Raw genomic sequence first — 20967 nt, forward strand, 5'->3', positions numbered from 1 at the left:
CCTTGGGTGTTGGGGTGGGTCGTAGCGCCCCCCCGGGGGGGGGGGGCCCCCCCCCCCCGGGCCCCCCCCCGCCCCCCCCCCCCCGGGCGCCCCCCCCCCCCCCCCCCCCCCACGGCCGTTCCGGAGCCGGACGGGACGGGCGTCCGTCAGCGGGGCAGCGCGTCCAGCCAGTCGACGAGGAGACGGCTGACCTCGCCGGGGGCCTCCTGCTGGACCCAGTGGCCGCAGTCCGCCAGCAGATGGGAGGAGACCAGGCCCGGCAGTACGGCCGGCTGGGCGTCGATCGCGGCGGCCAGCCACGACATCGCGGCGTCCCGGGCGCCTCCGATGTAGAGCGCGGGCCGGGTGACGGGCGCCCCGTCGAAGGCGGCGAGATCCTCCCAGTCCCGGTCCATGGCCCGGTAGCGGTTCAGCGCACCGGTGAAACCCGTCCGCTCGAACTCCCCCGCGTAGACGTCGAGATCGCCCTCGCTCAGCCAGCCGGGCGGTCCGCCGGCCGGGAACCGCTCCCGCAGCAGCCCGTCCACGGGGACGAACAGCGGATCGGGGGCCCCGGGCGGAGGCATGGTGTCGGCGGACAGCGCGGCGTAGAAGCCCGCCAGCCAGCCCCGTACATCGGGCTCGATTTCCGCCTCGGCCCGCCCCCGCTGCTGGAAGCGGGTGATGTAGAACTCCTCCTCGCCGCCCATGGACGCGCACACCGCCCCGGGACGGGATCCGCCCCGGGGGACGTAGGGCACGCTCAGCAGCCCCACCGCGCGGAAGACCTCGGGCTCCAGCAGCGCGCAGTTCGCCGCGATCGCCGCACCCCAGTCGTGGCCCACGACGACCGCGGACTCCTCGCCGAGCGCCCGGACCACGGCCGCGCCGTCCGCCACCAGCTCCACCATCCGGTAGGCGGACACCCCGGAGGGCCGGGAGGAGCGTCCGTAGCCGCGGACGTCGACGGCCGCCGCGCGGTATCCGGCGGCCGCCAGCACGGGCAGTTGGTGCCGCCACGAGTACCAGCATTCGGGGAAGCCGTGGAGCAGCAGCACCAGCGGGCCCGTGCCCTGTTCCACCACATGGATCCGGCCGCCCGGGGAGGGCACCAGCCGGTGGGTGAGCTGCCGTGCCTGCCGCTCCATGCGTTCCTCCAGGACTGCCGCTCCGCCGTACGCCGCTCGCCAGGTCCGGTCCGCCGGGCCCGCTGCCGCTGCAACCGGTACCGGCGGAACACCCCGCGGGTACGGTACGCGCCCGGCGGGTCCCCGCACAGCAGCCGCGGCGTGATCGCGAGGGGCGCGCCGGGCCCGCTGCCGGGCTCAGGCGGCGGGAAGCCGGACGGCGGACTGCGCCGGACGGGCTGCGCGGGCCGGGTGGGACGGGTGCGGCGGGCGGAACTCCCAGCTGAACACGGAGCGGAACGGGGAGAGTTGCGGGGTTGCCGTCGTTGGGCCGTGGGAGCATGGGGTGCCACGGCCGGAGGTTTCCACGGTCACGGCGCGCGGGGGGACGGACCGGGGGCGGCGGACGGGACGCCACCGCGGCCCCTTGCGTCCGACGGGGAGCCGGTCCCGTTCCCGGCGCCGTACGAAGGGATTCCGAACCGCATATGTCCATACGAACGAGGCTGTACGGGGCGGCCGTACCGCTGCTGGCCTTCCCGCTGGTCCTGCCGGGCGCCGTACCCGCCGCCGCGGCCTCCGCTCCCCCGCCCGCGCCCCTCGCCGTACCCGCGGGAACGTACGGGGAACTGACCCCCGAGGGTGCTTTCGCCGCGCCGCCCCCGGCCGGGCTCTGGTGGTCCTCCACCGGCCGTCCGACCTCCTTCGGGCCGGGGGCGCTCACCACCTCCGTGGGCACCGACAAACCGCGGGTATGGGACGCGATGCTGGGGCGCAACCAGATCCGGCTGAGGGCCGGTGCGCTGTACACGCTGTCGTTCGCGGCGTCGGCGTCGCGGGCCTCGGACATCCGGGTGACCGTCCAGGAGAACAGCGGGGCCTTCACGGCTCCGCTGGACCGGACGGTGACCCTGGGGCCCGGGACCGTACGCCACCAGTGGACGTTCCGCTCCACCGTATCGACGCCGACCGGCCAGATCACCTTCCAGGTCGGCGGGCAGCCCGCGGACACGGGTTTCACCTTCGACGACGTCTCCCTCACCACGTCGACGCCGCGCGAGGGCTTCTACACCGATCCGGACAGCACGGCGCGGCAGTGGGCGGACGGTGATACGACCGGGCATCCGCGGAAGGCGGAGATCCGGTCGAAGATCGCCGACCACACCACCGTCAAGTGGTTCGGCAACTGGTCCGGTGCGACCGACGCCGAGGTGGAGGCCGCCGTGGACCGCTATGTCACGGCGGCGGCGGACGCCGGGCAGATCCCGACCCTGGTGGCGTACAACGTTCCGGGGCGCGACTGCGGCGGCGCGTCGGCCGATCCCTCGGTGCCGGGGACGGCGCAGGCGTACAAGAACTGGATCGCGGCCTTCAGCCGAGGGGTCGGGGGGCGGCCCGCGATCGTCGTCCTGGAACCCGACGCGGTTGCCCAGGCCGACCGGGACTACCGCAAGCACGACGGCACGCCGTGTCTGACCGAGGTCCAGCGCACGGCCCGCTTCGACATGCTCTCCTACGCCACCGGGCAGCTCGACGCGCAGGGCCCGCTGGTGCGGACGTACCTCGACGCGGGCAACGCGCGGTGGATCCTCGGGGAGCAGTTCGACGACACCGGGCCGATGGGCCTGGCGGAGATGGTGGAGATGCTGGGCAGGTCGGGGCTGGCCGACGCCGACGGGGTCGCGGTCAACGTGGCCAACTTCCAGACGAACGCCGTCTCCGACGACTACGGGAGCAGGCTGGCGGCCCGGGCCCTCCAGACCCTCGGCATCACCACCACCTGGGTGGTGGACACCGGGCGGAACGGCACCGTACAGCCGACGGCCCCGGGTGATTTCTGCAACCCCCGCGGCCGCACACTGGGGCTGACATCACGTCAGGGAAGTGGCGCGAGCGGCACGGCCGCGTACTACCTGTGGATCAAGAATCCGGGTGATTCCGACGGCCGGCGGGAGGAGGATCCCCGCTGCGAGGCGGGGGTGCCCAAGGCCGGGCATTTCTCCCCCGAGCTGGCGCTGCGGCTGATCGACGGAAGCTGACGCCGGGCCGGTGCGCCCGTGGTACGGCCGGTCCCGCCGGCCGTACCCCACGGGGTGCGGAGGTCAGTGGGCGCCGTCGAGGCGGGCCCGCTGCTCCGCGGTCAGCTCCAGGTCGACGGCGGCGAGGCTCTCGTCGAGCTGGGCCACCGAGGATGCGCCGACCAGCGGGATGACCGGGATCTCGGCGCCGATGAGCCAGGCCAGGACGACCTGGTTGCGGGTGGCGCCGGTCTCCTTGGCCACCTCGTCCAGGGCGGCGAGCCGGACCGGGGTCCCGGCGTGGTCGAAGTCCGGCCCGAGACGGTCCTCGCTGGTGTAGCCGCCGCCGAGGAGCGGGCTGTAGGCGACCATGGCCAGCTGCGGTTCCTCCCGGAGATAGGTGAGGAGTTCACCGCCGACGAAGCCGACGGGGCCCTCCTCGTGGGTCGCGTCGGGCCGGTCGGTGCGGCGGCGCAGGTAGCTGTGGCTGTACTGGAGGACCTCGTATCCGGGGAGTCCGGCGGCCGCGGCGATGGCACGGGACCTCTCGACCTGCCAGGCCCAGTGGTTGCTGACGCCGAGGAGGCCGACCGTGCCGTCGGCGACGACAGCGGCGAAGCCCTCGACGGTCTCGGCGAGCGGGGTGGCCCGGTCCCGGACGTGGGCGTAGAGCAGGGGGATCCGGTCCATGCCGAGGCGTTCGCGGCTCTGCTCGGAGGCGATGCGGATGTTCTCCGCGGAGAGTCCGTCGCCGTTCTCTATCCAGCCGGTGCCGTGGGCCCGGGGGCGGGCGCCGAGCTTGGTGGCGATGGTGATCTCGTCGCCGATGCCCCGGCTGCGGCGCCAGCGGCCGAGGACTTCCTCGCTCACCCCGCCCTGGCTGTCGTCCAGCCAGTAGGCGTAGTTGTTCGCGGTGTCGACGAAGGTGCCGCCCGCCTCGGTGTAGCGGTCGAGGATGGCGTACGCCGTGTCCTCGTCGGTGCGGGTGCCGAAGAGCATCGCGCCGAGGCAGAGCACGCTGACGGTGCGGCTGTTGGCCGGGTTGCTGCCGATCTGACGGTACTTCACGGGTGGCCCCTCGGGTGCTTGGGATCGTCGGCCCGTGCTGTTCGCCGGGCCTGATGAGGAGCATTCCTGTTGGAGTGCGCTCCAAGTCAAGCCGCGATCGGGGAGCCCTCCGGGTCAGTCCTCGTCGGGTTCGGCGTGGGCGGCCATGATGTCGGTCTCGTACTGGTCGACGACCTGTTCGGCGGTCCGGCCGGTGTAGCGCGCGACTTCGTCGACGGTGGCGACGGCCCAGTTGGCGAGGGAGAGCGCGAACGCGAGTACGGCGTCGGGGCCCTGGGTGCGGCGGACGCCGAGGAGGAAGGCGAGGTTCAGATAGGGCACGAGTTCCGGCGGCTGTTCGGTGTTCTGCCGGACCAGGGCGATGGTGGTACGGGTCGCCTCGGCGCGCAGCGGCAGCAGCCGCTCCCGTTCGGCCTGGACCTCGGCGATCATCCGCCGGCGCCGTTCCCTGTCCACGCGACCTCCCCGTCCGCGGTGTCCTCCGCCGGATGCCACGGTACGGAAGGCGGGCGGGCCGGGGAGGGGGAACGGGCCAGGCGTTACCCGTGGGACGGGGGCGGTGCGGATGGGGCCGTACGGGCGCCCGGAAGTGGACTGGTGTTCCGTGCGGCGCCGGGGAAGTGGCGCCGCACGGAGCGTCGGGTCAGAAGCGCACGGACCAGGTGACCGAACCCTTCAGGGTCGCGGCGATCTTCGGGTCGCGCACCGACGGCGTGCGGTCCTCGGCGGTGACGGTGAGCCGGTGGACGCGCCGGTCGAGCAGGCGCGGGGCGAGGTGGGCGACCTTCACCTCGGCACGGCCCGCGAAGCGGGTCAGTTCCTTGCCGTCGAGGTACCAGCGGAGCGTCAGCTGCCGGCCGTCGGCCCCGGCCAGCTTCACCGGGGCGGCCTTCGCGGTGTGGCGGAGCCGCAGGACACTCGTCGTGGGTGTGACGGCGGTGACCGGCTCGGCGTGGCGGTAGAAGCCCGCGATCATCGCTTCGGTGCCGGGCAGGTTGAACGGCTTGTCGACAGAGCGCATCATCGAGTTCTCGGTGGGCCGGTTGAGGCCCTTGACGAAGTAGCCGCCGCCTTCGTAGGCGCCGACGGTGCCGCCGTCGGGCGAGGTCTCGCCGAGCCAGCGGTGCCATTTGACGCGTCCGGCGCCGATACCGGCGGCGGTGAGGGTGGAGATGTTGACGTCGGCGGGCTCGGGGCCGGTGTACTGCTCGTAGCCCGGGTAGCCGGGGTAGAAGTACTCGTCGGCGAGCTTGCCGAGGGAGTGCCCGGTCTCGTGGATGGCGACCTGGCCGGACTTGGGGTTGCCCGCGGATGCGGTCGCGATGCCCTCGTAGCCGAGGCTCTGGCTGGGCTCGTTGTATCCCGCGCCGCCGTACTTGGCGCTGTTGGCGAGGACGATGACCAGGTCCGCTTCGGGTGCCTTGGCTGCGTAGCGGTCGACCTTGGCCTGGTCGACGCAGAGCAGCCGCTCGATGTCGCCGCACCAGAAGTAGGAGCCGAGGGCGGTGTCGCGGACGGTGGCGCGGTCCGGGTCGCCGGTGACCCCGGTCTCGTTGGAGACGGCGTCGACGGCCCAGACGTTGAAGAGTCCGCGGTAGGTCGTGTACGGCTCGACGGCGGCGGTCTGGTTCCAGATGGCGCGTGCGTCGCTGTGGAAGCGGGGCAGTTCGGCCGCGGTGTAGCCGTCCCCGATGACGACGATGTCGAGCCGGTCGGCGGTGGTGCCGTCGCCGGTGAGCCGGGTGACCCGGCCGTCGTCGGCGGCTTCGGCGGCCGAAAGCTTCGAGTGCGGCCGGTCCCGGCCGGCGGCCGGGACGAGGGTATGGCCGGAGCCGGCGGCGGTGCCGGACTCCGGTCCGGGTATCTCCACCTCGACCCTCGGCGGTACGGTCGGCCCCGCGGTCGCCGGATCGGCGGTCGCACCGGGCGCGACGACGAGGGCGGCGGTGACGGCGGCGGCGGCGCCGGCCGCGGTCAAGGCTCCGCGTCGGATGAACGAGGGCATTCGGGTCCCCTCCCCTGAGACGATTCAAGTGGAGTTAAGTGGGAACTTAACTCCACTTAACGGCGTGCTTAAGCTAGGGGTCCGGGACCCGACTGCGCAATGGTCGGCCGACCGTCGATACTGGGGGTCCGAGTCAGCACGGGGGTCTGGGTGCAGGGGGATTCCATGGAGGACCAAGAGACCGGCATCGGCCGCCGGGTACAACGGCTGCGCAAACAGCTCGGCATGACGCAGCGTCAGCTCGCCGAGCCCTCGTACACCCCCGCGTACATCTCCATCGTCGAGTCCGGGCGGGTCCGGCCGTCGGAGGCGGCGCTGCGCTTTCTCGCGGGCCGGCTCAACACCTCCGTCGAGGAGCTGACGACCGGCCGGCCCGCCCGGCTCGCCACCGAGCTGCGGCTCGCCCTCACCGACGCCCAGCGCGAGCTGGCCACCGGCTCCGCCGTGGCCGCCGCGGGTGCCTTTGAGCAGGTGGCGGCCGATACGGAGCGGCTCGGCCTCGGCCCCGAGCAGGCGGAGGCGGCCCTCGGGCTCGGGGACTGCGCGCTGGAGACCGGGGATCTGGACCGGGCCCTCGAACACTTCGAGGAGGCGGAACGGCTGCTGGCCGACGCCCCGCTGCCGCGGCGGGCGCGGGCCGTACGCGGCCGGGCGGTGGCCCATCTGCTCACCGGTGAGCTGCGGTACGCCTGCTATCTGCTGGAGTCGGCCATCGAGGAGCTGAGCACCAGCGGCCTCGCCGATCCGGAGGCGCTGGTACTGCTGTACGCGGCCGTCATCGGGCCCTATATCGACATGGGGGCGCATGCCCGGGCGGCGCATGCGGCCGAACTCGCACTGTCGCTGGCGCCGCGGGTGAGCGATCCGGCGCTGGTGGCGGGGATGCACCGGCAGGTGGCGCGTACTTTCCTCGCCGAGGGCCGGATCGCGGACGCCGATGCGTCACTGGCCAAGGCCCAGGCCATATACCGGCAGCTCAGGCTGGGCACCGATCTCGCCCACTGCCACTGGATGCGGGGCTATGTCCATGCCCAGGGCGGCGAACTCGCCCTGGCCGAGGCGGAGCTGCGGACCGCGCGGGACATGCTCAGGGCCCGGCGCGCGGAGCTGTTCACCGCGCAGGTCGAGGTGGAGCTGGCGGACGTCCTGCGGCGCATGGGCCGCTACGACCAGGCGGCCGAGGTGGCGGGGACCCTGCTGAGGCTGGACGCCCGGCACGGCGCGGTGCACGCGGGCGGGGCGCACCGGCTGCTCGGGCTGATCGCCGAGGAGCGCGGGGAGACCGAGGCGGCGGAGGAACACTATGTGAAGGCGCTGGCGCTGCTGGAGCGGAGCGGTGCCAGCGGGGACCTGGCGGACCTCTGCCGGCTGCTGGGTGATCTGCTGCGGCGGTCCGGGCGGGTGGAGGCGGCGATGGACGCCTACCGTACGGGCCTGGGGTACCGGGCCACGCCCGGGACGACGACGCTGGGGCCGCCGCCCGCCGCTCCCCCGCGCCCGGAGGAGTGAGGGAGCGGGCGCCGGTTCAGGAGCCGGGGCGTTTCAGGGACGGCATCAGCCGCAGGGCGTTGTCCCGGTTGACGCGCCGCCGCTGGAGCGGGGTGAGCCCGCTGGCCCGGTCGAGCGCGGGTACGGCGACCCCGGTGAGGGTCTCGGCGGGCGTGGCCGGCCAGTCGCTGCCGTAGAGGATGCGGGACGGATCGGCGGTGGCCAGCAGGGCGGCCGCGGCGGCCTCGCCGAGGGGCGCGGCGGTGTCGTAGTAGAAGCGGTGCAGATAGTCCCGTACCCGCGCGGCCTCGACCTTCGGCGTCAGGAAGTGGGCGAAGGCGCCCATCCGGTCCGCGATGAAGGGGAGGAAGCCGCCGCCGTGCGGCAGGATGAAGGAGAGGTTCGGGTAGCGGTCGAGGGTGCCGCTGAGGATCAGATTGACGGCGGCACGGGTGGTGTCGAGGGGGAAGTCGCAGTAGAAGGCGGGCACTCCGGGGACGGCGGGCCGGGCGGGGTCGGTACCGGGCAGCTCGTGCGGGTGCGTGTTGACGACCGCCGACCGTTCGTTCAGTTCGGCGAAGAGGCGGTCGTGCGAAGGGTCGCCGAGATAGACGCCGCGGGTGTTGGCGCGCATCTGGACGCCGACGGCGCCGAGGTCGTCGAGGCCGCGGGCGACGGACCGGCGCGAGGCTTCGAGGTCGTCGGGGAAGACGGGCGTGAAGAAGGCGAACCGGCCGGGGTGGGCGGCGGTCAGCCCGGCGACGGCGTCCAGTGCGACGGTGATGCTCTCCCGGCGCTGGACGCTGGATTCGAAGCCGCGGACCGGCATGGCGGGGCTGACGACGGCGGTCGCGATCCCGGCGCGGTCCATCACGTCGAGGGTGCCGGCCGCTTCCCACCGGGTCCACCAGGGCAGTTGGCCGGCCGAGACCATTTCCTGCCGCTCGGCCCAGGCGAGCCACTCGGGGGCGGTGTAGTGGTGGTGGACGTCGATGCGGGCGGACCGGGCGTCGGCACCGGGATAGCCGGACGGGGTACGTCCGGCGGCGGGGTGGGCGGCGGCCCCGGTGGGGGCGGCGACGGTCACCGCCGCGGCGGCGGGGGCCATCAGCAGCAGACTGCGGCGGCCCACGGCCGGGGACTCGTATGACATGGCCGTTCCCTGGTCGGTGCGGGAGTGGGGTTCCACTGTGGGCCGGTGGCGGGGGGCCGGCTCCGGGCACACGCCGGTACGGCGGCGGGGATCGCCCGAATGCGGGCGATCCGGTGCGGTGGGGGCGGCCGGGCGGGTGACCGCCGTGGCGCCGCCGCGGGTGACGCGGAGCGCGGCCGGGGCACGGGAGCCCTCGACAGCGGCGACGGCGTACGGCGCCGGTGCGGGGCCACCGTACGCGGGGCCGGAGGACGCCGGTACGGCCGCCGCGCTCGCCCCGGAAGGTGCGCCGGCCCGGTGACGGGCCCTTCACGGCGCCCTGTTCCCGGCGGGCACCGGGGCCGGTTGCGGCCGGGCCGTCCGGGTGAGCCCGCACGGCGGGACGGCGGCCCGGCACGGGACCCCGCGCCCGTGGTGGCGGGGGCGGAGTCCGGCCGCCCGGCGGCGTGCAATTGCATATGGGATTGCATCCGGGTTTCGCTTCGGTGGAGAGTGGACGGACCGGTACCGCAAGGACCGGAAGCTGAAATACGTGCTCGATGAGGGGCCTTGCAGTGGAACAGATCGACAAAGGTGTGCGGGAGTCCGCGCTGTCCTCGGTGACCTGGACGAAGAGCAGTCACAGCAATGCCACGGGAAACTGTGTGGAGCTGGCCGCGCTCCCGGACGGCGCGGTCGCGATCCGCAACTCCCGCGACCCCCACGGTCCGGTGCTGATCTATACGCGGGACGAGGTCGCCGCGTTTGTCGCGGGTGCCCGCGCAGGCGATTTCGACGCGGTTATCGGCTGAGAACCTCCGGGCGGGCACGGGGGCTCCGTCCGGTCGCAGCGGCATGGTGAATACTGGCGTTTTCCCCGTATCCGCAGGAGCGCCCGATGGTTGCAGCCGACCCTCATGAGCCGTGGTTCCTCCGGCCCTTGGGCCCGGTGGAGAACAATCCCACGGCGCTGCGGCTGATCCTCGGCGGCAAGCTCCGCGAACTGCGGATCGCGGCGGGCCTGGAGCCCGCGGACGTGGACTCCCGGCTCGGCTTCTCCCGTTCGAAGACCAGCCGGATCGAACTCGGCCGGCACGGCTGCAAACGCCCCGACGCCCTGGCACTGCTGCGGTTGTACGGAGTGGGGGGCGAGGAGCGGGTCGGGGAGTTCATGCGGCTGCTGGAGCAGTCGCACCGGTCCGACTGGTGGCGCTCGTACAGCGATGTGCTCTCGGACTTCTTCACCCCGCTCGTCGCTCTGGAGGGGGCGGCGGAGCGGATCCGTACCTATGAGCCGTTCTATGTTCCCGGGCTGCTCCAGACGCCCGCGTACACCCATGCCGTGATCAAAGCGGGCCCCGGCGGGCTGTCGGCCCGGGACGCGATCCGCCGGGTGGAGCTGCGGCAGGAGCGGCAGCGGCAGCTCGACCTGCCGGATGCGCCGCGCCTCTGGGCGATCGTCGACGAGTCCGTGCTGCTGCGGGCGGTGGGCGGCCGGGAGGTGATGCGGTCTCAGCTGGAGCATCTGCTGAAGATGATGGAGCGGCCGCGGGTCACGCTCCAGGTGGCTCCGCTGGATGTGTCGGGGGCCATCGGCATCGGCACTGGCGTGACGTTTCTGCGGTTTGCGCTCGGCGATCTGAAGGACGCGGTGTACGTCGAGCATCTGACGGACTCGACGTTCAGCCAGAAGCCCCGGGTGGTGGAGGAGTACCGCGACATGCTGGACCGGCTGGGGGCCTGTGCGCTGACTCCCGTGGAATCGGCGAAGGTCCTGCGCAGACAGCTCGGGTTGCTGGGTACGCCCTGAGGGCGGCCCACCGGTGTCCGGCTCCCCCGCGCCCGGCGGGATCCGCGGCCGCGGGAGGGAGGCGGCGGGGCCGCGGCACTGTGACGCCGGTACGGGCCGTCAGACGATCCGGGCGACACCGCCCCATTCGAGCCATTCGTCGGTCTGCTGTACGGGGGCGAGGTCGCTGTCGGGCCGCCACTGCGACACCTCGACCAGACCGGGTGCGAGGATCTCGAACCCGTCGAGGTAGGCACGGACCTCGTACTCCTCCCTGACCCGTCCCCAGGCGCCGCCGGTCGCCTCCGCCATGAAGCCGGTGACGTAGCCGCGGATCTCGGGACGGTCGCTGACCAGCTGGCAGACGACGAGGAAGCTGCCGGGCACGAGGGATCCGGCGACCCGGCGCAGCACGGCGGCCGGGTCGCTCTCGTCCGGGATGCAGTGCAGGACCGAGACGAAGAGCGCGGCAACGGGCCGGGTGAAGTCGATGAGCCGGCGGGTCTCCGCGTGGCGCAGGATGCCGTCCGTGTCCCGCAGGTCGGCCTGGACGACGGCGGTCCGGTCGTCCTCTTCGAGCAGGGCCCGGCCGTGGGCGAGGACGATCGGGTCGTTGTCGATGTACACGACCCGGCAGCCGGGGTCGACCTCCTGGGCGACCTGGTGGACATTGTCGCGGGTGGGCAGGCCGGAGCCGTGGTCGATGAACTGGCGTACGCCGTAGTCGCGGGCGAGGACGCGGACCACGCGCTGGAGGAAGCGGCGGTTGTTGACGGCCAGGGTGCGGGTGCTGGGGACGCGTTTCAGCAGTTCCTCGCTGGCGACGCGGTCGGCGGCGTAGTGGTCGCTGCCGCCCAGGTAGTAGTCGTACATCCGGGCCACGCTCGGCACGGTGGTGTCGACGGCGTCGGGGCGCCACGACGTGGTGTGCATCCGGTACTCACCTGCATCCTCGGTCGCTTGAGCGGTGCCATGCTAGGCCGTGTCCGACAAATCCCGTCCGGCCCGCGACGCCCGGCACGCACACTCTCCCCCTGTGCCCTTCGGGCACGGGTGGGGGGAGCCGCAGGCCCCGCCCTGCGGGCGGACGACGCTGTTTGTCGGACACGGCTCAGTGCCGTCCGGCAGGCTGTGTCCGGTTCGGGATCGTGGTCCTCGGGAGGCGGGCAAGGGCTCTTTCAGGCCAGAGTTGAACATCAAGACATTATTAGCTTAGGCTTACCTAACTCGATTGCGTCCGGCTCTGATCGGCGCTTCGGCCATCGGTTCTGCACCTCTCACAACCCTTTGAGGAACATCCATGCTCGGGTTCACTCGCGTACGTCGTCGCGCCCTCGCCGCCGCGGCCACGGCCGCCGCCGTCGTCCTCACCGTCGGCGGTTGCTCGAAGGACGACGGCGGCAAGGAGTCCTCCGGCTCCGCGGACAAGAGCAGCGGCGCGTTCCCCGTCACCATCAAGAGCGCCCTCGGCTCCGCGGAGATCAAGACGGCCCCGAAGCGGATCGTCACCCTGGGCCAGGGTTCGGCCGAGACCGCGATAGCCCTCGGCACCACCCCGGTCGGCATCGAGGGCTACCCCTGGGGCAGCGACAAGACCGGCTACCTGCCGTGGATCCACGAGGCCGTGACCAAGAAGGGCGAGAAGCTGCCCAAGCAGTTCACGGGCGGCGAGGAGCTGGACACCGAGGCGATCCTGGAGCTGGACCCCGATCTGATCCTGGCCCCCTGGTCGGGTATCACCCAGAAGCAGTTCGACGTCCTCAAGGACATCGCCCCCACGATCGCCTACCCGGACCTGCCGTGGAGCACGAACTGGGACCAGCAGATCGAGACCATCGCCACGGCCATGGGCAAGCCCGACGAGGCGAAGAAGCTCGTCGCCGGCATCGAGAAGCAGCTCGCCGACGCCGCGGCCACCCGGCCCCAGTACAAGGACCTGAAGTTCTCGTACATCTACAACAGCGGTCCCGGCACCCTCGGCGTGTTCAAGCCAGAGGAGCAGCGGGTCAAGATGGTCTCCTCCCTCGGCCTCACCGTCGACCCGGTGGTGAACCAGTTCCCGGAGACCAAGGGCACCGACTCGGCGCTGATCGGTCTGGAGAACGCCGGGAAGCTGAAGGACAGCGACCTGGTCTTCACCTTCTACACGGACGAGAAGAACCGCCAGGAGATCGAGAAGCAGCCGCTGTACGCGGGCATCCCGGCGGTCAAGAAGGGCGCCGTCGTCGTCGGTGACACGCCCTCCTTCGTCACCGCGTCCTCCATCATCAACCCGCTGACCGTGCCGTGGGTCGTCGACCGCTATCTGCCGCTGATCGACAAGGCCGTCGCCGCGGCCAAGAAGTAGGACGGTAAGGACCGTACCGCCAGATGGCCACGATCTCACCGGCACCGCCGGGCGGTGTCTCCCGTACGGGGGGCACCGCCCGGCGGGCTGTCGGCATGTCCGGGGGGCTGCTGCTCCTCGCCTTCGCCCTGTTCGCCAGTGTCATGTTCGGCAGCCGGACGACCTCGTTCGGGGATGTGGTGGACGTGCTCTCGGGCACGGCCGACGCCCAGCTCACCGCGGTCGTCGAGAGCCGCTATCCGCGGACCGCGCTGGGGGTGCTCGCCGGGCTCGCACTCGCCGTGGCGGGCACCCTGATGCAGGGCGTGAGCCGTAACGCGCTCGCCGAGCCGGGGCTGCTCGGCATCAACGCGGGCGCCTCCGCGAGCATCGTCACCGCGGCCGCCTTCCTCGGTGCGAGCGGCAGCACGGCCGCCATGTGGTGGGCGCTGCCCGGCGCCCTGCTGGCGGGGGTGCTCGTCCTGGCGATCGGCTCCGGGGGCTCGGGCCGCAGCCAGGTGCGGCTGGTACTGGCGGGGGCGGTGCTCTCCGCCGTACTGATGGCGTTCATCCAGGCCGTGACGCTGACCCGGCCGCAGGTATTCGACAGCTACCGGTACTGGGTGGTCGGCGCGCTGGGCGGCCGGGACTTCGAGGTGTTCCGGGCGATGCTGCCGTTCACCTGCGCGGGCCTGGTACTGGCCCTGGTGCTGGCGCGCGGGCTGAACGCACTGGCCCTGGGTGATGCCACGGCCGCCGCGCTCGGTGCCCGGCCCTGGCTGGTGCGCTCCGGCGGACTGTTCGCCGCGACCCTGCTCAGCGCCTCCGCGACCGCGGCGGTGGGGCCGATCGCCTTCGTCGGACTGGCCGTACCGCATGTGGTGCGGGCCGTCGTCGGGGTCGACTTCCACCGGCAGATCCTGTTCTCGTGCGTGGCGGGTCCCGCACTGCTGCTGCTCGCCGATGTGGTGGGACGGATCGTGCTGCGCCCGCAGGAACTGATGGTCGGGGTCGTGACCGCGTTCGTGGGCGCGCCGGCCCTGCTGGTCGCGGTGCGGCGGATGAGGGGGAACGCATGACCGCCCCGAAGACACGGGTACGCGACCGGGCACCGCGGGGGACGCCGTACCCCGGTCCGGCCGTACCGCGTGCCGCCGGACGCCCGAAGGGGCTGCTGCGGATCGGTCCGTACGCCGCCGTGTCCGTACGTCCCACAGCCGTCCTCGTCGCCCTCGGTCTGCTGCTGCTGACCGCGGCCGCGGCGGTGGCGACCCTCTCGATGGGCCGGCTCGGGATCCCGCTCGCCGAACTCGGTACGGCGCTGGGCGGCGGTGCCGAGGGCCGGGACGCCTTCGTCCTGGAGCGGCTGCGCGGACCCCGGCTGGTGGTCGCCGTCGGCACCGGGGTCGCGCTGGGGCTGTCCGGCGCGCTGTTCCAGTCGGCCACCCGCAATCCGCTGGGCAGTCCGGATGTGATCGGGGTGGCGGCGGGGGCGGGCGCGGGGGCGGCGATGGCCGCGCTGTTCCTGCCGGGCACCCTCCCGGTCCCGGCCGGCGCGCTCCTCGGGGCAGTCCTCGCAATGGTGCTCGTCTATGTGTCGACGGGCACCGGTTTCCGCAATCCGGCGCGGCTGGTGGTCGCGGGCATCGGGGTGGCGGCGATCTGCCAGGCGATGACGCAGTACGTCGTGTACGCGATGGAGCGGGACAACGCGTCCGCGCTGACGGCGTACATCAACGGCAGTCTGTCGTCCCGGTCATGGGAGGACGCGACGACGATCGGTCTGGTGCTGCTGGCTGCGGTGGTTCCGCTGGCGCTGCTGGCCCGGCCGCTCGGCGCGGCCGAAATGGGTGACGACATCGCCCAGGGGCTGGGGGCCGAACCCCGGCGGACGAAATCCCTGGCCGTGGTGGTGGCGATCGTGCTGGCGGCGGGGGCGGTCGCGGTGGCGGGCCCGATCGCGTTCATCGCCCTGACCGCGCCGCAGGTCGCAAAGCGGCTGACCCGGCTGCCGGGTCCGCATCTGGTGCTGTCGGGGCTGACGGGGGCACTGCTGCTGGTGCTGGCCGATCTCTGTGCACAGCAGTTGCCGCTCTTCGACAATCTGCCGGTCGGGATCTACACGATGGCGATCGGCGGGGCGTACCTCGGCCTGCTGCTGGTGCAGGAGCGGCGGCGCGGAAGGCTCTGAGCCGGGGCCGTCTCCGCGAGGTCCCTGACGGGGCCGTTCGCGCGGCGGGGGGTGCTCTGAGCAGGGGTGGCGCCCGCGGCAGGGAGGTGCGGGGGACGGGCGCCGGAGAGTGCGGGCGGCGGGGTCCGTGCCGTTTCCCGGTACACGGTGGTGCCAACCCTCCCCCCGCACGCGGTCCGCACCCTAGAGTGGACGACCACGGCGCGGGGCCTCATGGTCCGGCCGGTTCCGGCCGCCCCGGGCGCCGTGACAGCTGAGCACGGCCGCGGCTTTGGGGGCGATACGGGCCTTGACCAGGCAAGACTTTACGTTCTGCGGGGCCGGTTGTGCGGCCGTGTATCTGCTGGACGAGGGAGGGGACCGACTGCGGCTCGCCGAGGCCGCGGAAGAACCCGGGGCCGGGTACGGAATGCCGCCGTCCCTCCGGCTCGCCGACCGCTCCCCCGTCGCCGAGGCCTTCCGCACCGGGCGGCCCCACTGGCTGGGCCCCGGCGCGCTCACCGCCCCCGACGCGTCCGGCGCGGAGGACGCGGACGGCGAGACGGCCGCGCTGGCGAAATCGGCCGCGGGCTGGCCCGCGGACACCTCCCTGGCCGTGCTGCCGCTCGGCGGGCACGCGGGGCGGCGCGGCTGTCTGGTGGTGGCCGGGGTGGCCCCCGGGGGTTTCGACGCCGACCGCCGATTACTTCTGGAGCTGTACGCGGACCAGGTGGCGGCCCGGGTCGAGGCCTTCGAATCCCGGCTGGTACGGCGCGGGGAGCGGCGCCCCGATGACGGGGCCGGGCTGGTGCCGGTGCGCAGCGGGGCGTTCGTCGTCGACCTCGCGACCGGCGCGATGACCGCCGACGATCAGGTGCTCGACCTCCTCGGTCTGCCGCCCGGGGAGTTCGACGGCCGGGCGGCGACTCTGATCGCCTGTGCCGTACCGGACGATATTCCGGCGCTGATGTCGGTGGTGGAGCCGGGACCGTGGGCTCCCCCGGAGCATCAACTGGCCTTCCGGGTCCGCTGTCTGAGCGGTGAGCTGCGGTGGCTGGGGCTGCGCTGCCGGATCCTGGTGGCGTCCGACGGGACGCCCGGCCGGCTGCTGGGGGTCGTCGCGGACGCCGCCTATCTGCGGCCGAATGCCGATGAGGTTTCGCAGGTCCAGCGGCTGTCGGCGGCGCTGGCGGGTGCGGCGACGGTCCGTGAGGTGAGCGAGACGGCGGTCGCCGCGCTGCGGGTGCCGCTGGGTGCGAGCCGGGTCGCGGTGGCGGAGGTGGTGGCGGAGCGGCTCTTCGTCACCCTGCTCGATCCGCCCGAACCGGAGGCCTGGCCCGGTCTGTGGCGTACCGAATGGCGTTCGGAGTGGCCGGACGCGGCCGGCAGCGCGCTGCCCACGCTCCGCCGGGCGCTGCGGGAGGGGGCCGTGACCGCCTGGCTGCCGGGGGCCGATCTCGAACCGGGGCTGGTGGACGTCGGCCCCGGGGGTCTCGCGGTGCTGCCGCTCCAGTCCGACGGCCGGGTGGTCGGCGTCTGTCTGGTGGGCTGGGACGAGGAGCACCGGTTCGGTCCCGAGGAAAGGTCCCTGCTGACGGCGGCGGCCAGTCTGGTGGGCCGGGCGCTGATGCGGGCCCATACCCTCGACGCCCGCACCGAGCTGGCGCGTACTCTCCAGCGGAGCCTGCTGCCGCGCACCCTGCCCCGGCTGCCGGGGGCGCGGGCCGTGGCCCGCTATCTGCCGGCGACGGAGGGTCTGGAGGTCGGCGGCGACTGGTACGACGTGATACCGCTGCCGGACCGGCGGGTGGCCCTGGTCATCGGCGATGTGCAGGGGCACAGCGCGGAGGCGGCGACCATCATGGGGCAGATGCGGACGGCGATCCGGGCGTACGCGGTGGAGGGCCATCCGCCCGATGTGGTGCTGAGCCTGGCGAACCGGCTGCTGACGGGTATGGAGACCGATCTCTTCGCGACCTGCTGCTATGTGGACCTCGATCTGGAGGACGGGTCGGCGCTGCTGGTGCGGGCGGGTCATACGGCTCCGCTGCTGCGGCACCCGGGCGGTGCCACCGAGGAGCTGGCCGTACGCGGCGGGCCGCCGCTCGGGGTCGTACCGGACGCGCAGTACCCGATGACCGAGGCGAAGCTGGAGCCGGGGACGGTCCTCACGCTGCTGACGGACGGTCTGGTCGAGGCGGCGGACCTGCCGCTGGACGACGGGATGGCCCGGTTACGGACCCTGCTGTCGGCGATCGACCCGGCGGATCCGGGGCGGGCGGCCGACGAGCTGCTGACCAATGTGGAGCGGCGGGACGACGATGTGGCGGTGCTGCTGCTGCGCTACGACGGTACGGACGTCCGGCCGCGGCGGGCCCGTTGGGCGGTGTGGCGGCTGCCGGACGCGATCGTGCACGCCCGCCGGTTCACCGCGCGCACCCTGCGGTCGTGGGGCGCGGCCGGGCCGCTGGACGTACCGCTGCTGATCGTGTCCGAGCTGGTGACGAACGCGGTGGCGCATACCCGGGGGCAGGTCGGTCTCGGCCTGACGCTGTCCGGTGCGAAGCTGCGGATCGCGGTCGACGACTCGTCTCCGCGCGGGCCGATGCGGCCGATCGTGCTGGACCCGGACGCGACCTCGGGCCGGGGGCTGCTGCTCGTCAAGGCGCTTGCGACGGCGTCGGGTTCGCTGCCTCTCTCCGGGGGCAAGCGGGTGTGGGCGGAGACGGCGGTGGAGCTGGAGCCGGACGGGGCAGGGGGTGCGGAGCGGCCGGGCTGACGCGAGGGCGGGTGGCGGGTCCGGACGGGCGGTGGCCTGAAGGCACCGGCGCCACTGCGGGCGGGTTGCCCGTGGCTGTACCGTTTGCGCGCCGTCCCTGGATACGGGCGATCCGGCCGGGGGGCCGGATCGCCACCCGGTGACCGCGGGTCCGGTACGGGACCGGTCCCGGCGCCCGATACCTCTTCGTCGACCGGTGGCTCCGGGCAGCCCGGTTCGGGTGGGGTTTTCGCGCCGGCCGGATCCGGACGGGCCGGACCGTGTGCAGCCGCTCGGGCTTCCCGCCGGGCCATACTGCGATCATGCGAGTGGCGGTCATGACGGCGGGCTCCCGGGGCGATGTGGCTCCGTTCACCGGGCTCGGGCACGGTCTGGCGCGGGCCGGACACCAGGTCACCCTGGTGACCCACGAACGGTTCGGGCCGCTGGCGGAGGCGGCGGGGATCGGTTTCCGTACGCTGCCCGTCGATCCGCGGGCCGAACTGGAGTCGGCCGCGGGGCGCGGACTGCACCGCAGCGGTACGGGGGCGGGAAAGCTGGTGCGGGTGGTCGCGCTGGCGCGGGCCGTGGCGGGAGAGCTGGCGGAGGGGCTGCTGACGGCGGCCGAGGACAGCGACGTACTGCTGCTGTCGGTTTCGGTGGCTCCGCTGGGCCTGGCGATCGCCGAGGGGCTGAACCTGCCCAGCATCGGCGTATACCTCCAGCCGCACGCCGCCACCGGGGAGTTCCCGCCGCCGATGACCGGAACACGGTCCCTGGGGCGGCCCGGGAACCGGCTGGCGGCCCGGGGGGTGAACGCGGCCGTCGATGCGATCTTCACGGAAGCGGTCCATGAGCTGCGGGCCGGACTGGGGCTGCCCCGCGCGGGGTCACGGGCCGCCCGGCGGGCCCGGGAGGCCGGGGACTGGCCGGTGCTCCACGGCTTCAGCGAACGGATCGTGCCCCGGCCCGCCGACTGGCGGCCCGGACTGCGGATCGCGGGCTACTGGTGGCCGTACGACTCCCCCGCCGCCGCACTCCCCGCCGAACTGAGCGCCTTCCTCGACGCGGGCCCCCCGCCGGTCTTCGTGGGCCTGGGCAGTGCCACCACACCCGATCCCGAACAGGTCGGCGCGACGGTGGTCCGGGCGCTGCGCGCGGCGGGCCTGCGCGGGGTGATCCAGTCCGGCTGGGCCGGACTGCGGGCCGACGGCGACGACATGCTGACCATCGGCGAGGTGCCGCACCGGGATCTCTTCCCCCGGACCGCCGCCGTCGTCCATGCCTGCGGCGCCGGGACCACGGCGGCCGGGCTGCGGGCGGGCGTCCCCGCGGTGCCGGTGCCCGTCCAGTTCGACCAGTCGTTCTGGGCGGCCCGGCTCACCTCTCTGGGCGTCGCGCCCGGCGCCGTACCGCTGCGCAGGCTGACGGCCCCCGCGCTCACCGCCGCGCTGCGGAAGGCCACCGGGGACGAGAGCTACCGGGTACGGGCCCGGACGCTGGCGGCGCTGCTGGCCCGGGAGGACGGGGTCGGGCCGGTGCTGGAGGCGGTCGAGGCCCGCGCCGGAGGCTGAGACCGGCCGGGCGGCGGTCGGAGGGGTACGGCCGCCCCGGGCACACCGGCCCAGGGCGGGGGTCCGTACGATTCCGCGGGTCCCTACTGTTCGAAGAGCGGTATGAGCTGCTCCTCCTCGTACAGCAGATGTGCTTCCAGTTCGGCGGAGAGCCGGTCGACCTCGGCGAGGACGGCCGCCGCGTCGGGCTTCTCCCCGCTGACGGCTCGCTGGAGTTCGCCGATCAGCTCCGCGACCCTCCGGTGCTCGTCCTCCAGCCGGGCCAGCACGGCGGCCGCCTCGGGGAACTGCTGTGCCAGCATCGGGAACATGCCCCGGCTCTCACCCTCGTGGTGGTTGTGCAGCCCCTGGCAGAGACTGAGGCAGTTGACCCGGAGCTGGGCGCCGAGGCTGGTGCCGGAGGCCGCGACCTCCTGCCGGATCAGTGCGAGTTCGCGGCGCAGAAGCCCGTGGATGCGGATGAGGGCGTCGCCGAAGGACTGCGGGCCGCTGATGGTGGGCGGTCCGCCGTCGGCGACCGGCCGGAGGGAGACGACGGGGATGGTCCGGGTGGTACGGCTCTGATACGCGGCCCAGCCGTCGTCGCTCTCCACGGCGCGGGCGAAGGCCGCATCGCGCTCTTCGCCGGTGAGGACGACGGCGTCCGCCTCGTAGGTGAAGACGCCGGTCTCGACCTGGACGCGGGGGTTCGCCACCAGGTTGTGGTACCAGGCGGGGTGACGGGGGGCGCCCGCCGCGGAGGCAATGACGAGGACCTGCCCGTCGGCGTCCGGCAGATAGCCGAGGGGTGTGGTGTGCGGGGCGCCGCTGCGGGCACCGGTGGTGGTCAGCAGCAGGAGCCGGGCTCCTTCGAACGGACCGCCGACCCTGCCGTCGTCGGCCCGGAACTCTTCGATGATCTTCTGGTTGAAATCGTTGGCCATGCTCTTCTTCCGTGAAATCCGATAACGCCCGCGGCCGGCCGGCCGGACGGTTCCGGCGGGTCGGGACGGGCCGTTTCGGAACGGCCCGGGGCGATGGTGCTCGGGGGGAGGAAGAAGGTGCGGCGGGGCTCTCGCCCGCCCCGGAGTCACTCCGAGGCCGGGAACCCTTTGTGATCATGGCGCGAGGCCGACCCGGTAGTCACGTCGCCGACAGTAACCACACTGCCGGGAGGGCCGCAACGCACTTCCGTTCGATCACCCGGGGATACCCGTTCCACCGCGCGCTACCGCCGTTTCGGCGACGGGCGGCGGAACTTCCGCCCCCGGATGCCCGCCGGGGGCATCCGACCACCATTTCCGGCCACACCATGACAACGGGCATAGCCCGCCATACCGCCCGGACGTGAGGGATTCCCGGATCCCCTCGCGGGCGGCGGCGCCGCACCCGGCACGGCCGGACCGCCGACCGGACCAGGGGAACAGCAGGTCAGAAGCGTGGCACCGGGAGGCACGGGAGCGGCTTCCGGACCCGGGCATTACCCAGGAACCCTGCGAAAATATGAGAGGGCGTCACTTCGCCCTGCGCCCAATTCCGTTCGATTCCCCGGCC

The 20967-nt window shown here is 73.3% G+C and carries 16 protein-coding genes; 9 read left to right on the forward strand and 7 right to left on the reverse strand.

What is annotated here, in order from left to right; all coding sequences use genetic code 11:
* Window positions 1-146 precede the first annotated feature (146 nt).
* Window positions 147-1127 carry an alpha/beta fold hydrolase gene (locus tag ACIQ9E_RS25205; RefSeq protein WP_403710634.1) on the reverse strand — a complete coding sequence of 327 codons (981 nt, stop codon included), beginning with the start codon at window positions 1125-1127 and terminating at the stop codon, window positions 147-149.
* 467 nt (window positions 1128-1594) lie between these two features.
* On the opposite strand from ACIQ9E_RS25205, the gene ACIQ9E_RS25210 reads away from it, so the two are divergent.
* Entirely contained in the window at window positions 1595-3145 is a 1551-nt protein-coding gene (locus tag ACIQ9E_RS25210) for a glycoside hydrolase family 6 protein (protein ID WP_403710636.1), read from the forward strand.
* A 63-nt stretch (window positions 3146-3208) separates the two neighbouring features.
* On the opposite strand, the gene ACIQ9E_RS25215 is transcribed toward ACIQ9E_RS25210, so the two are convergent.
* The 3 genes from ACIQ9E_RS25215 to ACIQ9E_RS25225 all read right to left on the reverse strand — a co-directional run bounded on the left by ACIQ9E_RS25215 (window position 3209) and on the right by ACIQ9E_RS25225 (window position 6170).
* Window positions 3209-4192, reverse strand: coding sequence for an aldo/keto reductase (locus ACIQ9E_RS25215; RefSeq protein WP_403710638.1), 984 nt, complete (start codon window positions 4190-4192; stop codon window positions 3209-3211).
* A 114-nt stretch (window positions 4193-4306) separates the two neighbouring features.
* Window positions 4307-4648: a hypothetical protein gene (locus ACIQ9E_RS25220; protein WP_403710640.1), complete on the reverse strand. Its 342-nt coding sequence runs from the start codon at window positions 4646-4648 to the stop codon at window positions 4307-4309.
* Window positions 4649-4835: 187 nt separating this feature from the next.
* The gene (locus ACIQ9E_RS25225) at window positions 4836-6170 is read right to left on the reverse strand and encodes a M64 family metallopeptidase (protein WP_403710642.1); all 1335 of its coding nucleotides are present in this window, start codon (window positions 6168-6170) and stop codon (window positions 4836-4838) included.
* A 192-nt stretch (window positions 6171-6362) separates the two neighbouring features.
* Between ACIQ9E_RS25225 and ACIQ9E_RS25230 the strand changes: the two genes are divergently transcribed.
* Window positions 6363-7706: a tetratricopeptide repeat protein gene (locus ACIQ9E_RS25230; RefSeq protein ID WP_403710644.1), complete on the forward strand. Its 1344-nt coding sequence runs from the start codon at window positions 6363-6365 to the stop codon at window positions 7704-7706.
* A gap of 16 nt (window positions 7707-7722) precedes the next feature.
* Here ACIQ9E_RS25230 and ACIQ9E_RS25235 read toward each other — a convergent pair whose 3' ends face one another.
* Window positions 7723-8838 carry an amidohydrolase family protein gene (locus ACIQ9E_RS25235; RefSeq protein ID WP_403710646.1) on the reverse strand — a complete coding sequence of 372 codons (1116 nt, stop codon included), beginning with the start codon at window positions 8836-8838 and terminating at the stop codon, window positions 7723-7725.
* 539 nt (window positions 8839-9377) lie between these two features.
* Here ACIQ9E_RS25235 and ACIQ9E_RS25240 point away from each other — a divergent pair.
* Entirely contained in the window at window positions 9378-9629 is a 252-nt protein-coding gene (locus ACIQ9E_RS25240; protein WP_403710648.1) for a DUF397 domain-containing protein, read from the forward strand.
* A gap of 86 nt (window positions 9630-9715) precedes the next feature.
* Window positions 9716-10627: a helix-turn-helix domain-containing protein gene (locus ACIQ9E_RS25245; RefSeq protein WP_403710650.1), complete on the forward strand. Its 912-nt coding sequence runs from the start codon at window positions 9716-9718 to the stop codon at window positions 10625-10627.
* A 99-nt stretch (window positions 10628-10726) separates the two neighbouring features.
* Here ACIQ9E_RS25245 and ACIQ9E_RS25250 read toward each other — a convergent pair whose 3' ends face one another.
* Window positions 10727-11539 (reverse strand): SAM-dependent methyltransferase, encoded by an 813-nt coding sequence (locus ACIQ9E_RS25250; protein WP_403710652.1) that lies wholly within the window; start codon window positions 11537-11539, stop codon window positions 10727-10729.
* Window positions 11540-11906: 367 nt separating this feature from the next.
* On the opposite strand from ACIQ9E_RS25250, the gene ACIQ9E_RS25255 reads away from it, so the two are divergent.
* The 5 genes from ACIQ9E_RS25255 (at window position 11907) to ACIQ9E_RS25275 (ending at window position 19434) form a co-directional block, all read left to right on the forward strand.
* Window positions 11907-12953, forward strand: coding sequence for an iron-siderophore ABC transporter substrate-binding protein (locus ACIQ9E_RS25255; RefSeq protein ID WP_403710654.1), 1047 nt, complete (start codon window positions 11907-11909; stop codon window positions 12951-12953).
* A 23-nt stretch (window positions 12954-12976) separates the two neighbouring features.
* Complete coding sequence (locus tag ACIQ9E_RS25260) at window positions 12977-14011, forward strand: FecCD family ABC transporter permease (protein ID WP_403710656.1); 1035 nt, start codon at window positions 12977-12979, stop codon at window positions 14009-14011.
* A complete protein-coding gene (locus ACIQ9E_RS25265) occupies window positions 14008-15123 on the forward strand; it encodes a FecCD family ABC transporter permease (RefSeq protein ID WP_403710658.1) in 1116 nt (371 codons plus the stop codon). The genes ACIQ9E_RS25260 and ACIQ9E_RS25265 overlap by 4 nt, the downstream gene beginning before the upstream one ends.
* A 289-nt stretch (window positions 15124-15412) precedes the next feature.
* Window positions 15413-17881: a SpoIIE family protein phosphatase gene (locus ACIQ9E_RS25270; RefSeq protein ID WP_403710660.1), complete on the forward strand. Its 2469-nt coding sequence runs from the start codon at window positions 15413-15415 to the stop codon at window positions 17879-17881.
* 302 nt (window positions 17882-18183) lie between these two features.
* A complete protein-coding gene (locus ACIQ9E_RS25275; RefSeq protein WP_403710662.1) occupies window positions 18184-19434 on the forward strand; it encodes a glycosyltransferase in 1251 nt (416 codons plus the stop codon).
* Between the two features lie 83 nt (window positions 19435-19517).
* Here ACIQ9E_RS25275 and ACIQ9E_RS25280 read toward each other — a convergent pair whose 3' ends face one another.
* Window positions 19518-20357 (reverse strand): nitroreductase/quinone reductase family protein, encoded by an 840-nt coding sequence (locus tag ACIQ9E_RS25280; protein ID WP_403710664.1) that lies wholly within the window; start codon window positions 20355-20357, stop codon window positions 19518-19520.
* Between the last annotated feature and the right edge of the window lie 610 nt (window positions 20358-20967).

The organism is Streptomyces sp. NPDC094448 (assembly GCF_044763775.1).
In the GTDB taxonomy this organism is placed as follows: Bacteria; Actinomycetota; Actinomycetes; order Streptomycetales; family Streptomycetaceae; genus Streptomyces.